At 66.7% G+C, this 22032-nt stretch carries 15 protein-coding genes, 2 tRNA genes and 6 pseudogenes; 4 read left to right on the top strand and 19 right to left on the bottom strand.

Features of this window, described 5'->3' with window-relative positions; genetic code table 11:
* Positions 1-101 precede the first annotated feature (101 nt).
* A complete protein-coding gene (locus ACPEE0_RS07485; RefSeq protein WP_424574235.1) occupies positions 102-518 on the bottom strand; it encodes a hypothetical protein in 417 nt (138 codons plus the stop codon).
* Between the two features lie 109 nt (positions 519-627).
* Between ACPEE0_RS07485 and ACPEE0_RS07480 the strand changes: the two genes are divergently transcribed.
* On the top strand, positions 628-1140 hold the full coding sequence (locus tag ACPEE0_RS07480; protein WP_424575255.1) for a DUF3515 domain-containing protein: 513 nt from the start codon (positions 628-630) through the stop codon (positions 1138-1140).
* 44 nt (positions 1141-1184) lie between these two features.
* Here the strand turns inward: ACPEE0_RS07480 and ACPEE0_RS07475 are convergent, their stop codons facing one another.
* From ACPEE0_RS07475 to leuC, 6 genes and pseudogenes are all read right to left on the bottom strand, one after another.
* Positions 1185-2324, bottom strand: coding sequence for a D-alanine--D-alanine ligase family protein (locus tag ACPEE0_RS07475; protein ID WP_424574234.1), 1140 nt, complete (start codon positions 2322-2324; stop codon positions 1185-1187).
* 2 nt (positions 2325-2326) lie between these two features.
* A pseudogene (locus ACPEE0_RS07470) lies at positions 2327-3358 on the bottom strand (NAD(P)H-dependent glycerol-3-phosphate dehydrogenase).
* 14 nt (positions 3359-3372) lie between these two features.
* Positions 3373-4145: pseudogene (locus ACPEE0_RS07465) on the bottom strand (lysophospholipid acyltransferase family protein).
* A gap of 9 nt (positions 4146-4154) precedes the next feature.
* Positions 4155-5481, bottom strand: a pseudogene (gene murA, locus ACPEE0_RS07460) (UDP-N-acetylglucosamine 1-carboxyvinyltransferase).
* Positions 5482-5629: 148 nt separating this feature from the next.
* Positions 5630-6232, bottom strand: coding sequence for a 3-isopropylmalate dehydratase small subunit (leuD, locus tag ACPEE0_RS07455; protein WP_009356554.1), 603 nt, complete (start codon positions 6230-6232; stop codon positions 5630-5632).
* 9 nt (positions 6233-6241) lie between these two features.
* Entirely contained in the window at positions 6242-7714 is a 1473-nt protein-coding gene (gene leuC, locus ACPEE0_RS07450) for a 3-isopropylmalate dehydratase large subunit (protein WP_354176759.1), read from the bottom strand.
* Between the two features lie 114 nt (positions 7715-7828).
* Between leuC and ACPEE0_RS07445 the strand changes: the two genes are divergently transcribed.
* Entirely contained in the window at positions 7829-8548 is a 720-nt protein-coding gene (locus tag ACPEE0_RS07445; protein ID WP_009356552.1) for an IclR family transcriptional regulator, read from the top strand.
* Between the two features lie 43 nt (positions 8549-8591).
* Positions 8592-9149, top strand: a complete 558-nt coding sequence (locus ACPEE0_RS07440; RefSeq protein WP_009356551.1) for a DUF1697 domain-containing protein — start codon at positions 8592-8594, stop codon at positions 9147-9149.
* A 22-nt stretch (positions 9150-9171) separates the two neighbouring features.
* On the opposite strand, the pseudogene ACPEE0_RS07435 reads toward ACPEE0_RS07440, so the two are convergent.
* The 8 genes and pseudogenes from ACPEE0_RS07435 to ACPEE0_RS07400 all read right to left on the bottom strand — a co-directional run bounded on the left by ACPEE0_RS07435 (position 9172) and on the right by ACPEE0_RS07400 (position 17091).
* Positions 9172-10786, bottom strand: a pseudogene (locus tag ACPEE0_RS07435) (GTPase).
* Positions 10783-12552 (bottom strand): dynamin family protein, encoded by a 1770-nt coding sequence (locus ACPEE0_RS07430; protein ID WP_354176755.1) that lies wholly within the window; start codon positions 12550-12552, stop codon positions 10783-10785. The pseudogene ACPEE0_RS07435 and the gene ACPEE0_RS07430 overlap by 4 nt, the downstream one beginning before the upstream one ends.
* A 165-nt stretch (positions 12553-12717) precedes the next feature.
* Positions 12718-12793 (bottom strand) — tRNA-Glu (locus tag ACPEE0_RS07425).
* A gap of 131 nt (positions 12794-12924) precedes the next feature.
* Positions 12925-12996, bottom strand: a tRNA-Gln gene (locus ACPEE0_RS07420).
* A 67-nt stretch (positions 12997-13063) separates the two neighbouring features.
* A complete protein-coding gene (locus ACPEE0_RS07415; RefSeq protein ID WP_009356550.1) occupies positions 13064-13843 on the bottom strand; it encodes an HAD family hydrolase in 780 nt (259 codons plus the stop codon).
* Positions 13843-15357, bottom strand: a pseudogene (gltX, locus tag ACPEE0_RS07410) (glutamate--tRNA ligase). The gene ACPEE0_RS07415 and the pseudogene gltX overlap by 1 nt, the downstream one beginning before the upstream one ends.
* A gap of 78 nt (positions 15358-15435) precedes the next feature.
* Positions 15436-16212 carry a fumarylacetoacetate hydrolase family protein gene (locus ACPEE0_RS07405; protein ID WP_009356548.1) on the bottom strand — a complete coding sequence of 259 codons (777 nt, stop codon included), beginning with the start codon at positions 16210-16212 and terminating at the stop codon, positions 15436-15438.
* A gap of 10 nt (positions 16213-16222) precedes the next feature.
* A pseudogene (locus tag ACPEE0_RS07400) lies at positions 16223-17091 on the bottom strand (MBL fold metallo-hydrolase).
* A 106-nt stretch (positions 17092-17197) separates the two neighbouring features.
* Between ACPEE0_RS07400 and ACPEE0_RS07395 the strand changes: the two are divergent.
* Entirely contained in the window at positions 17198-17527 is a 330-nt protein-coding gene (locus tag ACPEE0_RS07395) for a hypothetical protein (RefSeq protein WP_424574233.1), read from the top strand.
* Between the two features lie 339 nt (positions 17528-17866).
* Here the strand turns inward: ACPEE0_RS07395 and ACPEE0_RS07390 are convergent, their stop codons facing one another.
* The 4 genes from ACPEE0_RS07390 to ACPEE0_RS07375 all read right to left on the bottom strand — a co-directional run bounded on the left by ACPEE0_RS07390 (position 17867) and on the right by ACPEE0_RS07375 (position 21862).
* A complete protein-coding gene (locus tag ACPEE0_RS07390; RefSeq protein ID WP_009356545.1) occupies positions 17867-18979 on the bottom strand; it encodes a branched-chain amino acid aminotransferase in 1113 nt (370 codons plus the stop codon).
* A 103-nt stretch (positions 18980-19082) separates the two neighbouring features.
* Positions 19083-20135 carry a 3-isopropylmalate dehydrogenase gene (locus tag ACPEE0_RS07385; protein WP_009356544.1) on the bottom strand — a complete coding sequence of 351 codons (1053 nt, stop codon included), beginning with the start codon at positions 20133-20135 and terminating at the stop codon, positions 19083-19085.
* 46 nt (positions 20136-20181) lie between these two features.
* Positions 20182-20898, bottom strand: a complete 717-nt coding sequence (locus ACPEE0_RS07380) for a class F sortase (protein ID WP_009356543.1) — start codon at positions 20896-20898, stop codon at positions 20182-20184.
* 58 nt (positions 20899-20956) lie between these two features.
* A complete protein-coding gene (locus ACPEE0_RS07375) occupies positions 20957-21862 on the bottom strand; it encodes a hypothetical protein (RefSeq protein ID WP_424574232.1) in 906 nt (301 codons plus the stop codon).
* Positions 21863-22032 lie beyond the last annotated feature (170 nt).

Below are 22032 nucleotides of genomic sequence, written 5' to 3'. Positions count from 1 at the left end.
GCAGCCAGGGCAGAGCCAGAGCAGGTACCAGTGGAGGTTGGCAACGTTGCCCAGGACCTCCAGGGGGCCCACCGGAACCAGGACCGGGATCAGTGCCAGCATCAGGCGGTAGCTCCGGTGGGGAAAATCTGCGCGGACAAAAAGTAGGTACCCACGGAAACCGCGGCCACCACCACGCAGCTCAGGAAGGAAACAAGCGTGGCATAGGCGTCGATCGGGGCAACCGTATACGCGATGCCGGAAACAAGCCGCGGGATTGTGTGAAGGTAGCCGGCGTAGGGGTCAGCGATGCTTTGCCATGCTCCGATGGACATGGTGTCGGCCAGGAAGACTGCCGCGTCCTCCGCCCAGAGCGTGCCACGGGTCACTTCCGGAAGCCGGAACCATGAGAGGAAGCCCAGGACCGCGACGGCGGCAAGAACACCCGCCGCCCTGATGCTGTGCGCGCGGATGGGCCGGGAGGTCTTTGCTTCTGGATCCAGCCGGTGGGATGGCGCAGCAACAGCGGTGATTTTCATGATGAAGCCAGCTTATAAGGGTGCGTCAGCAACGCTGCACTTCGGCGCCGGCGGCGCTGACAAGGGGAAACAGCCGGGCGATTGGTCTTGCCACGCGCAAGCCGGGATGATGGAAAAATCGCACCACCCCATGCCTTCCTTCTTCGTCCGTACCGCCAGGATTGCACTGGTTGGAGCCCTTGCCGCTTTCTCCCTGGCCGGGTGTTCCCCCGCAGTGGACGTCACGGCTGCCAAGGATGCTGCCAATCCGGCCTGCGCCCCCATGATGGTGTCACTGCCTGATGCGATTGGAGAGGCGCAGTTGCGGAAGACGAACAGCCAGGCAACGGCCGCCTGGGGCGACCCGTCCCTCGTCATCCTGCGCTGCGGCGTCAACGTGCCCGGGCCCACGACGGACCGGTGCGTGACCGTGAACGGCATTGACTGGGTGATCAAGGAGGGTGACCCGGTGTGGACACTGACCACCTACGGCCGTGAGCCAGCCACCGAAATTCTCATGGATCCGGACAAGATCAGTTCGGCCACGGTCCTCGCTGACCTTGCCACCTCGGCCGGCAAGATCCCGGCGACCCGGAACTGCGTGGGCCAGGAAGAGTTGCAGGACCTGCCGCAGAGCCAGTAGGAAGGCCCTTCCGGGTTGCCCCGGACAGGGCCCTCCGCGGCCCGTCAGCGCAGGCCGGTCCTGCGGTTCAATGCCAGGTAGATGAGCTCGTCGATCAGGTCCGGATAGCTGAGCCCGGACGCGGCCCACATCTGCGGGTACATGCTCTTGGGCGTGAAGCCCGGCATGGTGTTGATCTCGTTGATCACCAGTTCGCCCTCAGGAGTGTAGAAGAAATCCACCCGGCTCAGCCCTTCGGCGCCAACCGCGTCAAACGCTGCCGCGGCAAGCTCACGGACCCGGGCGATGGCTTCCTCCGGCATGTCGGCGGGACAACTCAGCGCTGCGGCATTGTCCTCCACGTACTTTGCCTCGAAGTCATAGAACTCGTGGCCGCCGCCGGCCACGGAAATCTCACCGGGCATCGAGGTCCGCGGAGCGTCAGTGCCCCTGCCTTCCAGTACGGCGCACTCGATCTCGCGGCCCGCAATTCCTGCCTCAATGACCAGCTTGAGATCGTGCCGGCGTGCCTCCTCGATGGCGGAGTCCACGTGCTCCATGGAGTCCACCTTGGAGATCCCCATGGAGGAACCGGCCCGGGCGGGCTTGACGAAAACAGGGAAACCGAGGCGGTCCACCTGCTTGCGGACGGCTTCGGGGTCCTTGCGCCACTGCCGGTCCGTGACCGCGATGTACGGGCCCACCTGCAGTCCGGCTGCCTCGAAGACCACTTTCATGAAGTGCTTGTCCATGCCCACGGCGGAAGCCAGGACCCCAGCGCCCACGTACCGGGTGTCTGAAAGCTCCAGCAGCCCCTGGATGGTGCCGTCCTCGCCGAACGGGCCGTGCAGCAGCGGGAACACCACGTCGACGGTTCCCAGCTCCTTGGGGACTTCGTTGGGTGCCGCCACGATCAACTGGTGCTCGCCGCCGATCTCCGCGAGCGTTACGGTCTCCGCCGACGGCACAACCTCGGGCAGCGATGATGAGGAAAGGGACCATTGGGCGGTGTCGGCGGAGGCCAGTACCCACTGCCCGGACTTGGCGATTCCGATCGGAATCACCTCGTACTTGTCCTTATTAATGGCACCGAGGACGCCGGCAGCGGTGACGCAACTGACGGCATGCTCGCTCGAGCGGCCGCCGAAAAGTACCGCGACCCGGGGTTTGGCCGGTTTACCTGCGGTCAGGTTGTCATGGGACATGGTCAGTAATCGCCTTCAGGTTTCAGTTCCCGGGACAGCAGGACAGTCCCCAGTTGGTTAACGGACAGCTTGCCGGCAAGCACTGCCACGACGGCGGCCGTGATGGGCATGTCCACGCCCAGCTTGCCGGCCAGTTCGTGCACGGCCTGGCCCGATTTGATGCCCTCGGCTGTTTGGGTCATCTTCTGGCCCACTTCCTCGAGGGTGAGGCCCTGGCCAAGAAGCCGTCCGGCGGTATGGTTCCGGGACAGCGGCGACGAACAGGTGGCCACCAGGTCACCCAGGCCGGCGAGGCCCGCCATGGTTTTCGCTTCACCGCCCAGGGCCAGGGCCAGCCGTGAAGTTTCCGCAAGTCCCCGGGTGATGACCGAGGCCTTGGTGTTGTCCCCCATCTGCTTGCCCTCGCAGATGCCCACTGCCAGTGCGATGACGTTCTTGACGATCCCGCCGATTTCGACGCCCACCACGTCCGAGGTGGTGTAGGGCCGGAAGTACGGCGCGGTGCAGCTTCTGGCCAGCCAGCCGGCGACTGCCGGTTCCGCGCAGGCCACCACGGAGGCGGTGGGTTCCTCGCGGGCAATTTCCATGGCCAGGTTGGGCCGGAGACGACGGCGATCCGGTCCGCGGGAAGGTCCAGCTCCTCCTGGATGACCTGGCTCATGCGCGAGTCGGTCCCGAGCTCAAGGCCCTTCATGAGGGAGACCACGATGGCCCCCGGCGAGATCAGGCCCTTCCATTCCCGCAGTTGCGGCCGCAGCGACTGGGCCGGGACCGCAAGGACCACGAGGTCGGCCCCGTGGAGCACCTCACGGACGTCGGTGGACGCTGTGATGCTGGGGGAAGGGCGATGTCCTTCAAATACTGTTCATTGCGATGGCTGGCGTTGATCTGTTCCACCACTTCGGGCCGCCGGCCCCAGACCCTGATGGCGCGCGGGGAGTCCGCGGCGATGGCGGCATCGGCCAGGATCTTTGCGAAGGTAGTCCCCAGGATCCGGCGCCGAGCACGGCCACGGACCGCGCAGAACCGGTCATGTCCGCGTCAAGCGTCACTGGGCATCCGCCCCGTCGCCGGACTGCTGCTGTCCGCGTTCAACGAACCGCCCGTGCTTGGCCTGCTGCTGCCGCGCCGGGTCCCAGCGCTCGGCCGGGGGCTGTTCACCGCGCAGGTCAGCCAGGAGGCCGGTGATGGCGTCCATGATTGCGTCAGTGGCCGCCGTGAGCGTGGCCTTGTCCAGGGGCTTGCCGGCGAACGCGCTGAGGTCCACGGGGTCCCCCACCACCACGCGGGACTGCTTGCGGGGAACAGGTGGAAGCTTTTGCCGTAGCGGGGAAAGACCTCGTGGGCTCCCCAGTGCGCGATGGGGACCACCGGGATTCCGCCCTCGAGCGCGAGCCTGGCCGCCCCGGTATGGCCCTTCATGGGCCACAGGTCCGGATCCCGGGTCAGGGTGCCTTCGGGGTAGATGATGATGGCCCCGCCCTCGGCGACGATCTCCTGGGCGACCTGCAGCGAGCGGTTGGCTCCCGCCGTCGAACGCTCCACGGGGACCTGTTTGGTGGCGCGCAGCAGCCAGCCGAGGCCGGGCACCTTGAAGAGGGCCGCCTTTGCCAGGAAGTGCGGCGCCCTGTTGTTGTTGTACAGCATGTGGCCCACCACCAGCGGGTCAATTTCGGTGCAGTGGTTCGGGGCGGCAATGAACCCGCCGGCGGGAAGCTTGTCGGTTCCCTCCCACTTCTTCCCCATCATGAGGTTCAGCAGCGGGCGCGCAACGCCGGCAATGAAAATGAACGTGGCCCTGCTCTTGGCCGATTCCTTCACGGTCCCCCGCTACTTCTTGGTGGTGATGTCGAAATCGGCACCGAGTCCGGCGAGCTTTTCAGTGAAGCGCTCGTAGCCGCGGTTGATGATGTCGATGCCGGTGACCCGTGAGGTGCCCGTGGCCGCCAGGGCGGCAATCAGGTGGCTGAAGCCGCCACGGAGGTCCGGCACGTCGATGTCTGTTCCCTTGAGCTGGGTGGGTCCCGAAATCACTGCCGAGTGCAGGAAGTTCCGCTGCCCGAATCGGCAGGGAACGCTGCCCAGGCATTCGCGGTGCACCTGGATGCTGGCGCCCATCCTGATCAGGGCGTCGGTGAAGCCGAACCGGTTCTCGTAGACCGTCTCGTGGACGATGGATACGCCCTCAGCCTGGGTGAGGGCCACCACCAGCGGCTGCTGCCAGTCGGTCATGAACCCCGGGTGGACGTCCGTTTCCAGGACCAGCGGGTTGAGCTTTCCGCCCGGGTGGTAGAAGCGGATGCCGTCCTCGCCGATGTCCATTCCCCCGCCCACCTTGCGGTAGGTGTTCAGGAAAGTCATCATGTCCCGCTGGGATGCCCCCTCAACGAAGATGTCGCCGCGGGTGACCAGGGCGGCGGAGGCCCAGGATGCCGACTCGTTCCGGTCTGACAGGGCCCGGTGGTTGTAGCCGCCCAGGTCGCGGACACCCTCGATGCGGATGGTCCGGTCCGTCTGGACGCTGATGATGGCGCCCATTTTCTGCAGCACGGCGATGAGGTCGATGATCTCCGGCTCGGTTGCTGCACCGGACAACTCGGTGATGCCTTCGGCGCGGGTGGCGCTCAGGAGCACCTGCTCCGTGGCACCCGACGGAGGGATACGGCAGGGAAATCTTGGCGCCGTGGAGTCCCTTGGGCGCGGAGATGTGGATGCCGCCGGGACGCTTCTCTACCACGGCACCGAACTGGCGCAGGACATCCAGGTGGTAGTCGATGGGGCGGTCACCAATCTTGCAGCCGCCCAGGTCCGGGATGAAGGCTTCGCCGATCGCGTGGATCAGGGGACCGCAGAGCAGGATGGGAATCCTGGAATCGCCGGCGTGGGCGTCGATGGCCGTGCTCGGCGCAGTCTTCGCATCCTTGGGATCAAGGGTGAGATCGCCGTTGACAGGGTCCTTGACCACCGTGACGCCGTGCAGCTGCAGCAGGGAGGTGACTACCTCCACGTCCTTGATTTCCGGGACGTTCCGCAACACCGACGGTTCATTGCCCAGCAATGCGGCCACCATGGCCTTGGGAACCAGATTCTTTGCCCCCCGGACGCTGACGCGGCCTGTAAGCGGGACTCCGCCGCGGATTGTCAGAACACTACTCATATACCGGTTTCCTCACGATTACTCGCCCCCAAATCCTTGCAAAGGCTCCACCCAAGCATAGGAGGTCGTGTTACCGAACCGAAATACGCGGGCCCCGCCGACGTGGTGTGGCGGGGCCCGGGTACTGCGGACGGAAGCTGTGGAGCGGTCAGGAAAGCTTGGCCGGCAGGGTTTTCGGCTTGAAGGCCGGACGCGTGGCCTCGTACGCCGTGATGTCCGCCTCGTGCTGCAGGGTCAGCCCGATATCGTCCAGGCCCTCCAGCAGGCGCCAGCGGGTGTAGTCGTCGATGTCGAACGGTGCCACGATGTTGCCGCACACCACTGTCTTGGACTCGAGGTCCACGGTGACCTCGGTGCCCGGAGCGTTTTCCAGCTCTTTCCAGATCAGTTCGATATCGTCCTGGGCCACCTGCGCGGCGAGCAGTCCCTGCTTGCCGGAATTGCCGCGGAAGATGTCGGCGAACCGGGAGGAAAGGACCGCCTTGAAGCCGTAGTCCTTCAGGGCCCAGACCGCATGTTCACGCGAGGACCCGGTACCGAAGTCCGGGCCGGCCACCAGGACCGAGCCGGCGTTGAACGGCTCCTGGTTCAGGATGAAGGATGGATCCTTGCGCCAGGCGGAGAACAGGGCATCCTCGAAGCCGGTGCGGGTGATCCGCTTGAGGTAGACCGCGGGGATGATCTGGTCGGTATCGACGTTGCTCTGGCGCAGCGGAACGCCGACGCCGGTGTGCTTGGTGAACTTTTCCATGGCTGGCTCCTAGGCTGCGTCGGTGCGGATGGCGGTTCCGGCGGGCTTGGCCGCCGGTTCAGGGGCCGGGCCAAGGTCCGACGGCGAGCTGAGCGTGCCGCGGACGGCTGTGGCTGCGGCCACCACCGGGGACACCAAGTGGGTGCGGCCGCCCTTGCCCTGGCGTCCTTCGAAGTTGCGGTTCGAGGTGGAGGCGCAGCGCTCCCCCGGCTCCAGCTGGTCCGGGTTCATGCCCAGGCACATGGAGCAGCCGGCAAAGCGCCATTCGGCACCGAAGTCCTTGAACACGCGGTCCAGGCCCTCGGCCTCGGCTTCCAGGCGGACCCGGGCGGAACCGGGAACCACCAGCATGCGGACCTTGGGGTCCTTTTCCCGGCCGCGGATGATGTCCGCCGCCGCACGGAGGTCCTCGATGCGGGAGTTGGTGCAGGAACCCAGGAAGACGGTGTCGACGCGGATGTCCTTCATGCGGGTGCCGGCTTCAAGCCCCATGTATTGCAGGGCGCGCTCCGCGGCTGCCTTGGCGTTCTCGTCGCCGAAGTCCTCCGGCGACGGCACGGAGTCGGACAGCGAAACGCCCTGGCCGGGGTTGGTGCCCCAGGTGACGAAGGGCTCCAGCGTGTTGGCATCCAGGTCCACCTGCGCGTCGAAGACGGCGTCGTCGTCGGTCTTCAACGTGTTCCAGTACTCGACTGCAGCGTCCCAGTCAGCGCCCTCCGGCGCGTGCGGGCGGCCCTTCATGTAGGCGTAGGTTGTTTCATCCGGGGCCACCATGCCGGCGCGGGCGCCCGCCTCGATGGACATGTTGCAGATGGTCATCCGGGCGTCCATGGACAGGGCGCGGATGGCTGAGCCGCGGTATTCCAGGACGTAGCCCTGGCCGCCGCCGGTGCCGATCTTCGCGATGACGGCGAGGATGATGTCCTTGGCGGTGACGCCGGGACGGAGGGTGCCCTCAACGTTGATGGCCATGGTCTTGAACGGCTTAAGGGAGAGCGTCTGGGTGGCCATGACATGCTCCACCTCCGAGGTGCCAATGCCCATGGCAAGTGCACCGAAGGCACCATGGGTGGACGTGTGGGAGTCGCCGCAGACCACCGTCATGCCGGGCTGGGTCAGGCCCAGCTGCGGGCCAACCACGTGCACAATGCCCTGTTCGGCGTCGCCCAGGCTGTGCAGCCGGACACCGAACTCGGCGCAGTTGTTGCGCAGCGTCTGGATCTGGGTTCGGCTGGTGAGGTCGGCGATAGGCTTGTCGATGTCCAGCGTCGGAGTGTTGTGGTCCTCCGTGGCAATGGTCAAGTCAGGCCGGCGCAGCTTGCGTCCGGCCAGGCGGAGGCCTTCGAAGGCCTGCGGCGAGGTGACCTCGTGGACCAGGTGAAGGTCGATGAAGAGAAGGTCGGGCTGGGCGTTGGCTCCGTCGCCGTCACCTTTGCGCACCACGTGCGCGTCCCAGACTTTCTCGGCCAATGTCTTTGCCATGGCCAGCTCCCTTCACTGCTGTTGTGATTGATTGTTCCAACTGAAGCAGGACGGCTTCACCGTGCGCCAGCCGAAAGATTTGCATCTCAGATATTGAGACGGCAATATCATTACATGGACAATTCTAGTGGAGTCGGTGTCATTGATAAAGCTGCCCAGGTGCTTGATGCACTGGAGGCCGGCCCCACCACGCTGGCACAGCTGGTAGCTGCCACCGGCCTGGCCCGGCCCACTGTCCACCGGCTGGCACTTGCACTGGTCCACCACCGGCTGGTCAGCCGGGATATCCAGGGCCGCTTCGTCCTGGGCAGCAGGCTCGTTGAACTGGCGTCCGCCGCCGGCGAGGACCGCCTGATCGCCTCCGCAGGACCAGTCCTGATGCAGTTGCGGGACGCCACCGGCGAGAGTGCACAGATCTTCCGCCGCCAGGGTGACTGGCGGGTATGCGTGGCGTCGGCGGAACGCCCCATCGGCCTTCGCGACACCATTCCGGTGGGCACCCAGCTGTCCATGAAGGCCGGATCCGCTGCGCAGGTGCTCCTGGCATGGGAGGACCACGACCGACTGCTGGAAGGCCTGCAGTCCGCCCGGTTCACGCCCACCGTGCTGGCGGGCGTACGACGCCGGGGCTGGGGCCAGAGCCTCGGCGAACGTGAGCCGGGGGTTGCCTCCGTTTCTGCACCCGTGCGCGGGCCGTCCGGCCGGGTGATCGCGGCCGTGTCCATCTCCGGCCCCATCGAGCGGCTCACCCGCCAGCCCGGCCGGCTGCACGCGGAAGTGGTGTGCAACGCCGGGCGCATCCTCACCGAAGCCCTGCGCAAGAACAACGACTGACAAGTCCCGACCGTCCGCGGGCACCGGGCGCTAGGCTGTGGCCATGGGCAGCTATGCGGTGTTCCTCCGCGGCATCAACGTGGGCGGGATCAATATCAAAATGGCGGACCTGCGGGAGGCCCTGAAGGGCTGCGGCTTTGCCGACGCAAAGACCCTCCTGGCCAGCGGAAACGTGGTGCTCACCAGCAGCCGTGATGCCCGTGCCGTCAAGCGGGAATGCGAAGACTGCCTCCGCGCGGCCTTTGGCTACGAGGCCTGGGTTGTGGTCCTGGATGCATCCCGGGTGGCCGCACTGGTGGATGCCTGCCCCTGGCCGGCGGACGACAAATCCACCCATACCTACATCACGCTGTCGTCGGACACCAAGGTGCTCGACCATCTGGATGCCGCGGGTGCCGCCCTCGAAGGCACCCAACAGCAGCGGCTCGGTCCGGAAGCCCTCGCCTGGCTGGCACCGGCCGGCGGAACGCTGGACAGCCCCTTCAGCAAGCTCTCGGCAAAGGCAAAGTTCAAGTCGGCCACCACAACACGCAACCTGCGGACGCTCATCAAGGTCCGTGACGCCGCGGCCGCGCTGGAGGCGTCCGGCGGTCAGCGGTAGCGGACGGCCTGCGGGCCGGTTCCTAGCTCTCCCCGGCACGCCTCAAGGCGGCGTTGAAGGCGGCAAGCCTGCCCACCTCCACCTCCACCGGCTCCACGATCAGCTTGTGGGCCACAGCTGCCACGGCTTTATTCAGCCGCTTCCGTGCCCTGCTGGCCCGGGCGTTTGCGGCGCCGGCGGCAATGACCCGGCCGGTGACGGCAAGGAAGACCCCCAGCACCACGCCGGACGCGGCCATCAGGGTGGGTATGGGCCAGCCTTCCACCCGCGGCACCTCCGGCACCGGCATCTGGAAGTAGCCCAGGCCGGCGAGCACGCCGAGCCAGCCAAGCCCGCCCAGCACGGTCAGGAGCGCCAGCCACTGCACCACATTGAAGAGGCCCCACCACCATGCCTTGCGGTTGGCGCCGATGTCCGTGCCGGCAATCGCCTGGTCCAGGGCATCAGGCAGCCTTTCACGGCCTTCCCGGGCGGCGCTCCTGATGGCGGCCCGCCACGGTCCGGGCGCACCGGCGCTGGCGGCATCGGCGAATGCCCGCACGGCTGCGTCCGTCCGGGCGCGCTCGGGGGCACCCGCGGCCGGCAGTGACGTCCGGTTCAGTTCGGCCGGTGTGGTGCTGCGGAGATTGAGCCGGCGCAGGGGTCCGGACGGAACCTTGCAAGCCACCTGGTGACGGGCCAGCCGGTCCGCCGCACTGATTCCAGCCGGTAGGACCGGGCAACGGCGCTGACCACAACCGGCACATTCGCGGCCACTGCCAGTTCTTCAGCCAGCCTGGCTTTTGCCGCCGGCGCAACCCCGGCCGCTTCCCCGTCCCCCGAGGCTGCCCGCAGGTCCCGGCCTGCCTTGGAAACATCGGCGGCCAGCCTCTGCGACTGGGCCCGGCGCTGGACGGCAACGGACCGGATGGCCGCCCGCAGGGTATCGACGCCGGCGCCTGTCACCGCGGACGTCGGAAGCACCCTCACCTGCCCGAGGCCGTCGCGGGCCAGGATGGCGCGGAGGGATTCCAGCACCGGTTCCACGTCCGGCACCGGCAGCCGGTCAACCTGGTTCAACACCACGAGGGTCACCGCGCCGTGGGAGGCGAGCCGGGCGAGGAAGCCGTGATGGACCGCCGCATCGGCATATTTTTGCGGGTCCAAGACCCACACCAGAACGTCAACCAGGCCTACCATCCGTTCCACCACTTCACGGTTGGCTTCCCGGGTGGAGTCGAAATCGGGCAGATCCAGCAGGATCAGCCCCGTCTCCTCGTCGGCGAAGCCGTCCACGGCGGCCGCGTGGTGCCGGTTGCGGACTTCGAGCCAGTCAAGGAGCGGCCCGCTGCCGTCGGCGCCCCAGACCCCTGCCAAAGGTTCCGATGTTGTGGGGCGGCGGGCCGCCGCCGTCGCAATTTCCGCGCCGCTGACCGCATTGAACAAGGAGGATTTGCCGCTGCCCGTGGCACCGAAGAAGCCCACCACGGTGTGGTCCGCGGACAGCGACCGGCGGGAACTTGCCCTGTCCAGGACAGCCAGGACTTCCTCCAGCGCCTGGTCGGGCAGGACGCCTTCGCCAAGACCGCGGGCGTCGTCGAGTGCCTGGAGCCTGCTGTCCAGGCGGAAGCCTCCCTGGCGGCACTGTGGCGGCTCACGCGCTGCCTGCCAGCCGGACCAGGGCACTTGACTGTGCCGTGAGGACGGCTTCGGTGCCCTCGACGCTGTCCGGCAGCCGGTCCAGGAATTTCTGCTGCTCCTCATCCAGCAGCCGCCGGCACCGGAGCGCGAGGTCCTCCCGTGCCTTTTCGGCCATCCGGCGGACGGCATCCTCGCCGAACACCGCCTCCAGCAGCCGCTGGCCCACCACGGCAGTCCCGCCGGCAACACCGACTTCCAGGCCTGTCAGTCCGGCGGTCATCGAAAAGACCACGATCATCAGCGCGGCACCGAGGCCGTTGATTCCGAAGGAAAGCCAGCGCGCCTGGGTCCGCTTGCCCTGGCCCTCTGTCCGGATGAGCTCCATGAGGGCCTCCTGCCACGCACGTATTTCCGCGGCGGCCCGGTCGGCGAAGCCCGGAGCAGTACCTGAAAGATCGTCCGTTCCCAGCAGCTGGCGCCCGGCCGGATCGGACCGCCAGCGCTGGTCGGTCTCCTCGGCCGCGGTGGCTGCCTCGTCCAGGATGACGGCCTGCAGGCCTGTCTCGATGGCGGCCTCCACCCGCACGGCGGGCGGCGGTTCACCCCGGAAGAAGGCACCCAGCCGGTCCCGGAACCGTCCAACGTTCTGCTCCAGGGCGCGGAAGAACTCACCGGTACCGACGAAGTCCTGCCACCGGGCGAGTACTTCACCACGCAGGAGCGCACCGTCGCGGGTGGCATCCATGATGCGCTCCGCCGCGTCCCGGTAAACCGACACGGCATCGGACTCCAGGCTGCCCGCTGCGCGCCGCTGCTCTGCCGCAGCCAGGGCGATGGCGGAGACCTTGCCGGCCAATGCCCGGACTGCCCCGTTGAGGGTCCGCCGGGCGACGTCCGAGCGGCCGGCAGCGTCCGCCGCGAGGTCCTGCAGCCATGTGGCCAGCGGACGGACAGCTGCAGCGGGCAGCATTCCTTTTGCATCCAGTGTGGTCTCCGGAATGATGAACAGCTGTGCAGCGCCCAGGCCCTCCTTGTCGAGGAGCGCCCGGAGGTCCCCACTGACTTCAGCCTCCGCCCCCGGCGGAACCCGGTCCAGCACCACGGCCACCATGATGTCCCGGCCGGCCGCATCCAGCAGCAGCTTCCACGGAACGGCGTCGGCGTAGCGGTTGGCGGTGGTGACGAAAACCCAGAGGTCTGCCGCCGCCAGCAGCTGTCCTGCCAGCCTCCTGTTCTCATCGGCGATGGAATCGACGTCCGGGGCGTCCAGCAGGGCGATCCCGGCGGGAACGGCGGGGTCCGCCAGCAGGACGAGCGACGACGACGGCGCCGTCCCCGGGCGTTCCGGTGCCTGCCCGGCGGCGGCTTGGCCGGTAAGGGCGCCGCGGATCCGGCTGAGGCCGGGTAGGACACGCTGGCCTTCGAACCACGCCGCCTCCGCCGGATTGTGCAGCAGGATGGGCTGGCGCGTGGTGGGCCGGATGGCGCCGGCACGGGTCACCGGATGGCCCACGAGCGCATTCACAAGGGTCGACTTCCCGGCGCCGGTGGAACCCCCAACAACGGCCAGCAGCGGCGCGTCCAGGCTCCGGTACCGGGGAAGGATGTAGTCCTCCAGCTGGCTCGCGGCGCCGGCAGCTTCACGCCGGGCCTGGTCAGCACCTGGAAGCGCCAGCGGCAGGCTGACCTCCGCAAGGGCGCTCCGCACATCTTCCAGCAGGGCCACCGCTTCGGCGGTCTGCGCCGGCTGGGCTGCATCATCGTGCTCGTTCCGGGAGGTCACAGCAACATCATGCCAGCTCACGCCGCCCAGTCAGCGGCAAACGACGGCGGGGCTCCCCTGCAGACGGGCCTTTCCGCCGGGCATGACCGGCGGAATTGTCCGGCCGGCGGGGACTTCTAACAGGACAAAGAAAATGGTCCGGGCTTCTGCCCGGGACCATTTCGTTGGTGACCCCAGCGGGATTCGAACCCGCGTTACCGCCGTGAGAGGGCGGCGTACTAGGCCGCTATACGATGGGGCCGCGTACTTCCTGCCAGCGTTTCCGCTGGTCAAGCTCAGTGATTGTTTCATACACTTCGCTCGTGTTCCAAATCGGCGGACCGTTTGGAACTTTTCTGTCCCGAGACCGGAAAACCGGTGCTCAAACCAGAGCTGGGATACCAGGACTCGAACCTAGAATGACGGTACCAGAAACCGTAGTGTTGCCAATTACACCATATCCCAATGGCACTTTCGGGCCGGTTGTCAGGGCTTTCACCCCGCTCCGTGCGCCTCAGCACGAGAAAATACTCTACCCGAGACTTTCAGCCCGCACAAATCGGCCGGGTGTGACGTGCCTTACCAGCCCATCGAGCGAGGCAACCATGTGGCCGTCGAACCCTGTCACCGGCTCACCCGTCCGGTTCAGCCACACGCCCAGCAGCCCGGCTGCGGTGGAACCCTCGGCGTCCAGCAGCCGGTTGTCGCCCACGTAGAGCGTTTCGGAGGTGGCGGTGCCCAGCAGCCGAACGCCCTCGAGGTACATGGCTGGATTGGGTTTGGCGACGCCGAGCGTGTCGGTGCCCACCAGGTGCGTGACGCGTTCCAGTCCGGCGCTGTCCAGCTTGGCCCGCTGGTAGTCGTGGACGTTGTTGCTGACCGCGCCGTAGGGGATGCCTGCGCCGTCCAGGACATCCAGCAGCGGCAGGACGTCCGGGAAAGGCTTGACGTAGGCAGGCTGGCGCTCCATGTAGGCGCTGAGCCACCGGTGCGATTCCTCGCCGTCGGCCAATTCAACCCCGAAGTGCCCCAAGGCAGCGCGGCCGCGGAGCAGGCGCTGTTCGTTGAACGTCACTTCGCCGGCGAGGTACTGGTCGTAGTAGTGCGTGGTCTCGTGCGTGAAGATGCGCCCGAACCGCTCCCACCCGGCCTGGTCCAGGCCGGGCAGGAGGTGTTCGCTGACCTCCCGCAAGGCAGTGGTCATCGAGTATTCGAGGTCCACCAGGGTGTCGTCGATATCGAAGAGGACACCGCGGACCGCCCCGAAGGGTGTCTCCAGGACGCCGCTGCGCGCCTTGCCGGGAGCAGTCATCAGCCGCGGAAGGTCCGGAGCCGGCGCAGGGAGGATTCCTTGCCCAGGATCACCATGGATTCGAACAGAGGGGGCGAGATCCGGCGGCCGGACACGGCCGTGCGTACCGGGCCAAAGGCCAGCCGCGGCTTGATGCCGAGGTCCTCCACGAGTGCCTGCTTGAGTGCAGCCTGGATAGTGTCCGGCGTCCATTCCTCCACGGGTTCGAGAGCGGCGATGGCTGCGTCGAGGACTTCCTCGAGGTTCTGCGGCAGTCCCTTGCGGGCGTCATCGGCGATGTCGATGGCGTCATCGGCCTTGAAGAGGAACCCGAGCATGTCCGGCGCCTCGCCCAGCAGGGCAATGCGTTCCTGGATCAGGGGCGCCGCGTCGGTAAGGATCTGCTCCTGCCGTTCCGTGAGCTGTTCCCCAGGTATCCCGCGTTCCGCAGGTAGGGCACCAGCCGGTCCCGGAAGTCTTCCGGTGCGAGCATCCGGATGTGGGTGCCGTTGATGGCTTCGGCCTTCTTGATGTCGAAGCGTGCCGGGTTGGCCAGGACGTCATGCACGTCGAAGTGCTCGATGAGCTGGTCCACGGTGAAAATGTCCTCGTCCGCGGACAGGCTCCAGCCCAGCAGCGAGAGGTAGTTGAGGAGGCCTTCGGGGATGAAGCCGCGGTCACGCAGGAGGAACAGGTTGGACTGCGGGTCCCGCTTGGACAGCTTCTTGTTGCCTTCACCCATGACGTACGGCAGGTGGCCGAATTCGGGCATGTAGCTGGCCACGCCCAGATCCATCAGGGCCCGGATGAGGACTACCTGCCGGGGGGGTGGACGAGAGCAGGTCCTCCCCGCGCAGCACGTGCGTGATGCCCATAAGTGCGTCGTCGACTGGATTCACCAGGGTGTACAGGGGTGAGCCGTCGGCGCGCACGATCACATAGTCCGGGATGCTGCCGGCCTTGAAAGTGATTTCGCCGCGTACCAGGTCGGTGAAGGTGACGTCCTCGTCGGGCATCCGGACCCGCAGCACGGGCTGGCGGCCTTCCGCCTTGAACGCCGCCACCTGCTCCTCGGTGAGCTCCCGGTCGAAGTTGTCGTAGCCGAGCTTGGGATCGCGTCCCGCAGCCCGGTGGCGTGCCTCCACTTCCTCAGGGGACGAGTAGCACTCGTAGGCGTAACCGCCCGCGATCAGCTTGGCGACGACGTCCTTGTAGAGGTCCAGGCGCTGCGACTGCCGGTAGGGTTCGTGCGGTCCGCCGACTTCCACGCCTTCTTCCCAGGTGATGCCCAGCCACTTCAGCGCCTCCAGCAGCTGCTGGTAGCTTTCCTCCGAGTCGCGTGCGGCGTCGGTGTCCTCGATGCGGAAGACAAACGTTCCCTTGGTGTGCTTGGCATGGGCCCAGTTGAAGAGCGCCGTCCGGATCAGGCCGACGTGCGGGGTGCCGGTGGGCGAGGGACAGAACCGGACGCGCACGGGTGTATCGGCTGAAACGGATGGGAGGGAGGCAGCAGGGGACGCAGAAGGAGTAGTCATAGTGGCTCCAACTTTACCGTCTGCCGCCGCCACCCGGCGCGGGCGGCACCGGATGCCGGCGGCGGCCGTCCGCTGGAGTCAGCGGCGGACGATCGGATTGGACAGGCGCCCGATTCCTTCGATCTCCACCTCGAACCGGTCGCCTGCATTCACCAGGCCCACGCCGGCGGGGGTTCCCGTCATGATGACATCGCCCGGCAGGAGGGTGAAGGCCTGTGACACCACGGAGACCAGTTCGCGCACGCCCCGGATCATCTGGCTGGTGCTGCCGTCCTGGCGCACCTCGCCGTTCAGCCGCCCCTGGATTTGCAGGTCCTCGGGATCGAGGTCTGTCTCGATCCACGGGCCGAGCGGCGCCGAGGTGTCAAAGCCCTTGGCCCGGGTCCACTGCAGGTCGGTCTTCTGGACGTCACGGGCCGTGAGGTCGTTGCCGCAGGTGTAGCCGAAGATGACATCATCCACGCGGTCCTCGGGAACGTCCTTGCAGATCCGGCCTATGACCACGCACAGTTCGGCCTCGAAGGAGACTTCCTCAGAGAACTCCGGAAGGACCACGGGATCGTTGGGACCCACGACGGCCGTGTTGGGCTTCAGGAAAAGGAGCGGCTGCGCCGGAACCTCATTGCCAAGCTCGCGCGCATGCTCCACGTAGTTGCGCCCCACACCGATGACCTTGCTGCGGGGGATGATGGGGGCCAGCAGCCGGACATCCTCCAGCTTGTGGCGGACGGACGTGCGCTCCACGCCGTTGAAGAAGGGGTCTCCATGGATGACAGTGACTTCCTCACTGCCCGGCCCGCCTTCAACAACACCGTAAAGGGGATCAGAATCGACAACAAACCTGGCAATACGCATGGGTCCTACCCTACCGTTCCGCGCCGGGCGGTCCGTGCCGGGCTGCCGGCCCTGGGCCAGGCTTAAAGCCGTCCGGCTTCTTCCGCAGGTAATGCAGCTGGGCGGCGACGGACATTTCGGCTGCCCGCCGGACAGAGGGCACGACGTCGGCATAGACGGCGTCTGCCACCTCACCCACGGAGGCGTCCCGGCCGAGTTGTTTCAGCGCCGCGCGGATCTGGCCGAGCCTCTCCTGCCGGTGCAGCCGGTAGTCGCGCGCGATCGACTCCACGGAGGGCAGCACGGGCCCGTGTGCCGGGAGGACAGTGGCCGGGCCCAGGGCCTCGAGCCTGTCCAAAGTTCCGAGGTAGTCCCCAGCGTGCCGTCCGGGAAGTCCAGCATGGTGGTGCCCCTGCCCAGGATGGTGTCGCCGGTCAGGACCGAACCGCCGGGGCCGTCCTCCGGAAGGTGGAAACACAGCGAATCGGACGTATGGCCGGGCGTGGGCAGCACGTGGATTTCCAGCCCCGCAGTGCGGATCACCCCGCCGTGCAGGGGTTCACCGCCGCCGTGGCAGTGTGCCGGGTCCGCCGCCCGGACGGGGGCGCCCGTCAGTTCATGCAGGCGTGCAGATCCTGCCGTGTGGTCCGCATGGCGGTGGGTGACGAGAATGAGTTCCACCGGGCCGGCGGCGGCCAGCGCGCGCAGGTGGCCGTCATCGAGGGGGCCTGGGTCCACCACAACTGCACCGGGACAGCCGGTGGCCCGCAGGATATAGGAGTTGGTCCCCTCCAGGCTCATGGGGCCGGGATTCGGGGCCAGGATGTATTGGGTCAGGGCGGAGCTGCGCTGCAGGATGGAACCGGAGGCTGACGTCACCATCCCATCTTTGCACTGCATCCGGAGCGAGGTGAGTTTTGGCCGCCGGAATAGAACAGCCCGCGGCCCGGGTTGACCATTTAACGAAGACCACACGTTCCCCACCAGAAAGCCGGAACCGGACACCATGAGCACAACCACCCTTGCTGACCTCCTCGCCGGGGCTGACGCTGCCGGCCATGACCATGCTGCGACCGAGAAGAACAGTGGACTCCAACACATCCACAACCACGCGACGGGCAGCATTGTCTGGTTTCCCACGTGGAAGAAGTACCGCGAAACGGCCGACTGGAGCGTAGCCGTGGACGGCCTCGCCGGGGATTTCAGCTCAGGGACGGCACCAGCGGAGGAATCCGCTTCCGCGCTCCTGGCCCAGGACCTTGACCTGCTGCTGACTAGGGCCGCTGCTTCCGGTGACGCCAACATCTTTGTGCAGGAGAACCTGTTCAGCACCTGACGCGGACCTGGGCTGTTGGCGACGCCGTCGCGAAAGCCAAGGGGCAGGACCTGCCCACCGGCACCACTACGCCGTCCATATTTGCCGACTACCCCTACGACGTCTACGCCCAGGACGGCGGGGTCTTTGCGACAACACTGTGGAACGACATCATTGATGCCCGCCGCAACCAGGCCATCGCGGAAGAAGCGGCCCGGAAGGCCCTGAAGCCGGTTTCGCGGAAGGCGCTGAAGAACGCCGCCAGGAAAGCCGCCCGCCGCTGACCTGTCCACCCGCAAAACGGCGCCTGCCGGGCAGAAGCCCCGCAGGCGCCGTCGTTGTTTGGCGATAAGCCCCGGCTCAAGCCAGGCGGGTCAGCCAGCCGTGGGTGTCCGGGGACGTGCCGGTCTGGATGCCGAGCAGCCGTTCGCGGATGGCCATGGTGGTCTCCCCCGCCTTGGCGTCCTCGGATCCAATGAATTCCGTGGCGTCCTTGAGGACACCGATCGGGGTGATGACGGCGGCAGTACCGCAGGCGAAAACCTCGGTGATCTCGCCGGAGGCAACGCCGTCGCGCCACTCATCCAGGGTGATCTTGCGCTCGGCGACTTCCCGGCCCATGTCCTTGGCCACCTGGATGACGGACATGCGGGTGACGCCTTCCAGGATGGTGCCGGTGAGCGCGGGGGTGGCCAGTGAGCCGTCCTTCATGACGAAGAACACATTCATGCCGCCCAGCTCTTCCACCGCGTTGTCATTGAACTGGTCGAGGAACAGGACCTGCTTGCAGCCGTTCGCTTCGGCTTCCTGCTGCGCAATGAGCGAAGCAGCGTAGTTGCCGCCGCACTTGGCCGCACCGGTGCCGCCGCGGCCGGCCCGCGCGTACTCCCTGGAAATCCAGATGGACACCGGCTTGAGCTCGCCGCCGAAGTAGTTGCCTGCCGGTGAGGCAATAACCCGGAAAGAGACTTCGCGCGCAGCCCGGACGCCCAGGAATGCCTCGGTGGCGATCATGAACGGCCGCAGGTACAGGGACTCGCCGTCACCGTCCGGAACCCATTCCTTGTCGACGGTCACCAGTTCGCGGATGGCGCCGAGGAAGTATTCGGCAGGCAATTCAGGCAGCGCCAGCCTGCGGGCCGACTTGTTGAGGCGGGCGGCGTTGGCTTCCGGACGGAAGGTCCACACCGAACCGTCGGCGTGGCGGTAGGCCTTGAGCCCTTCGAAAATTTCCTGCCCGTAATGCAGCACGGCCGCGGACGGGTCGAGGGAGATGGGCCCATAGGCCTCCACCCGGGGGTTGTGCCAGCCGCCTTTACCGTTCTCGTCGACGCTGTAGTCCACGATGGCGGTGTGGTCGGTGAAGTGGTTGCCGAATCCCGGGTTCGCCAGGATGGCTGCACGCTCTTCAGCAGACTTCGGGTTGGCCGATAGCTGCCGGCTGAATTCGACGCCGTGGGCAGTCTGGGTCATGGTTCCTCCACGATCGGCCGCCCGGGTTCAGCGCTGAACGCGAGGGCGGCATTTGGTGATTCGAGACAAGCTTACGCCCGATGCCGGAGGCCCCGGCGCGGGGTCAGAGTCCGGCCGCGATCGCGTCGCCGATCGCACTGGTGCTGCGGGCACCGCCGTCGCGCTTTTCGACGTCGGCAACCACTGCCGCTTCGATCCTGCGTGACGCCGCAGTGAAGCCGAGGTGGTCCAGGAGCAGGGCGGCGGACAGGATGGCGGCGGTGGGGTCCGCTTTGCCCTGGCCGGCGATGTCCGGCGCGGAGCCGTGGACCGGCTCGAACATGGACGGGGCGGTGCGGTCCATGTTGATATTGCCGGATGCCGCCAGCCCGATGCCCCCGGTGATGGCGGCAGCCAGGTCGGTCAGGATGTCGCCGAAGAGGTTGTCCGTGACGATCACGTCAAAGCGGGACGGGTCCGTGACCATGAAAATGGTGGCTGCATCCACGTGCAGGTAGTCGTGCGTGACCTCCGGGAACTCCGCGGCCACGGCCTCGACGGTCCGCTTCCAGAGGTGGCCTGCGTAGACCAGGACATTGTGCTTGTGGACCAGGGTGACGTGCTTGCGCTCCCGGGCACTTGCGCGCCGGAAGGCGTCCCGCACCACGCGCTCCACGCCGTGGGCGGTGTTCAGTGAAACTTCGGTTGCCACCTCATGGGGGGTGCCCGCCCGGAGGCTTCCGCCGTTGCCCACGTAAGGGCCCTCGGTACCTTCACGGACAACGATGAAGTCGATGGTGCCCGGATTGGCGAGCGGGCTGCCCACCGTGCCGTACAGCCGTGACGGCCGCAGGTTGACGTAGTGGTCCAGGCTGAAGCGGAGCTTCAGCAGCATTTCGCGCTCGATGATGCCCGACGGGATCCGGGTATCGCCGGGGGCTGCACCCACGGCGCCGAAGAGGATGGCGTCCCGGGTCCGCAGGTCCGCGAGGACCTCGTCCGGAAGGGTCTCCCCCGTTTCCAGCCAGTGCTCAGCGCCCAGCTTGTAGTGCGTCTGCTTAAGCTCCACCCCTTCGGCTGCAACAGCTTTTTCCAGGACTTTGACTGCCTCGGCAATGACCTCGGGGCCAATGCCGTCGCCGGGGATAACTGCCAGATCGATGGAGGATGCGCTCATAGTTTCAGGGTAGCCAAGCGATCCATATCGTGGTCAAGCCGTCTCATTATGCGGGCGTTGCCACGACCACCACGTTCGTCCCCCACAGGTCGTCCGTATAACAGGAAATGAGCACCACCGTGTTGGGTGCGACGGCCCAGATGGGGCTGTCCTTCAGGCTGGACTTTTCGTAGGTGGTGACAGATTCCACCCGATAGGCCAGCTGGCCGGTTGAGGTGGTGACCGTCAGCAGGTCTCCGGCAGCGGCCCTGGTGCTGAGGTGGTTGAAGGGCGCGTCCTGGTCCTGCCAGCTGTGGCCCACGATGTAGGTGGTGTTTGCGGAGCCGGCACCGGGGGTGCCGTAGGGCGTGAGCCAGTAGCCGTCCTTCGTGGACGGCGGAATGATGGTCCGGCGTTCCTGGTCCTCAGCACTCGGGTCGAGGGGGTGGACCACCACATCGATCCCCGCCGCCGGGTAGGCCAGGTGTTGGGGTGCTGCAGCCGCCGGCCCCTCGGGAGTCAGGCTGGTGGCAGGTGCTGGTGCGGCCCTGGAAGGTGCCGGGGCCGTGGCCACCGCCGCGGTTGTGGCCGCAGGAGCGGAAACCTCCGGAAGGGAAGTCTTTCCATCCCGTCCGGCCAGGGAGGGCAGGAACAGCACCAGGCATGCCAGCCCGGCCAGCAGGAGCGCACCGGCGAGGAGGCGCAGGCGCCTCAGCTGCCCGTCCGTCCGGTGGCGGTGGGCGGCGCTGTCTGCTTCCGGTTCTGTCGAGGATGGTTCGTGCATACGGCTCCCCGCGCGGAGGGCGCCGTGCCCACGTGACGGCACGGCGCCCTGCGCTTGTTCAGCCGGTTGCCGCGGAAGCGGCAGCCGGGGACTTACTGGTGATGCCTGCCCTGGGTTCCGCCGCCTGCCAGCGACTTCCGGGCCGCAATGGCTGCGCCGGCCAGCAGCAGTGCTGCCGCGCCCCCGAGCCACGGGGCAATTCCGGGTTCCTGGTTCCCGGCCACGGCGGTCTGCACATTGAAGCCCTGGTTGTTGGCGGCCACTGCGCCTGCTCCGCCTGCTGGCTTACCAACTGCTGCGCCACTGGGCTTCGGTGCGGGACAACCGCTCCGGTGGGCGGGGTTGTCGGCGTGACTGTTGGCGGCACTGTCGGCGGGGTCGTCGGCGGTGTAGTCGGCGGCACCTTTACGGGGACGCAGTCGTTGTTCCAGGTTGCCTGGCCCTCGGCGGTCCAGTTCTGGCCTGCGGGCATCACTTTTCCGTCATTCGGCGGGATGATGTCCTCAGCGTGCTGGTGGTGGGCGCCTGCGTGTCCGTTGAGGCCTTGGAGGGCAATGGTGATCACCACGTAGGGGTTGGTTTCCGATCCCGTGGCATGGCAGATGGTGATCTTCTTGCCATTGTCATCGTGCGGGTGGGTGGGTTTTGGCGTGGGCGTTACCGCCCCTCCGGGCTTGGTGCAGCCGGCGTTCCACCAGTCCACCTTGTCCAGGTTCTGGCCGCCGGGGAGGACCTTCCCGTTGTTGGCGGGAATAATGTCCTCGTCATGCTGGTGGCCCACGTGGCCGTTCAGCCCGTTGAGGTCGATGGTGATTGGCACGTACGGGTTTGTTTCCGAGCCTGTGGCGTGGCAAATGGTGATTTTTTCGTTGTCACCCGATGCTCCGCCTGTGGCGTTGGCCGTGGCTGATGCACCAAACAGTGCGAGGCTTGTGACCCCCAGCGCGGCAAGGATCCGTTTCATTTCCGTCTCCGTCCTTCGTCTGCTTCAAACTGACGAACGTGCAGGAAAAACGGCGCCCCGGGTGACGACATAAAAAAGGCAAACAGACGGCATCGAGGCGACGGTTCTCCCAGATGCGAATCATCAGTTTGCTAACAGGAAAAGGCTATGTTGAGTACTCCGGCGAATCT

It is taken from the genome of Arthrobacter sp. SD76 (genome assembly GCF_049726125.1).
GTDB lineage: Bacteria > Actinomycetota > Actinomycetes > Actinomycetales > Micrococcaceae > Arthrobacter > Arthrobacter nitrophenolicus.
The sequence above is the reverse complement of the archived record's forward strand: the minus strand, read 5'-3'. Positions and strand labels throughout refer to the sequence as shown.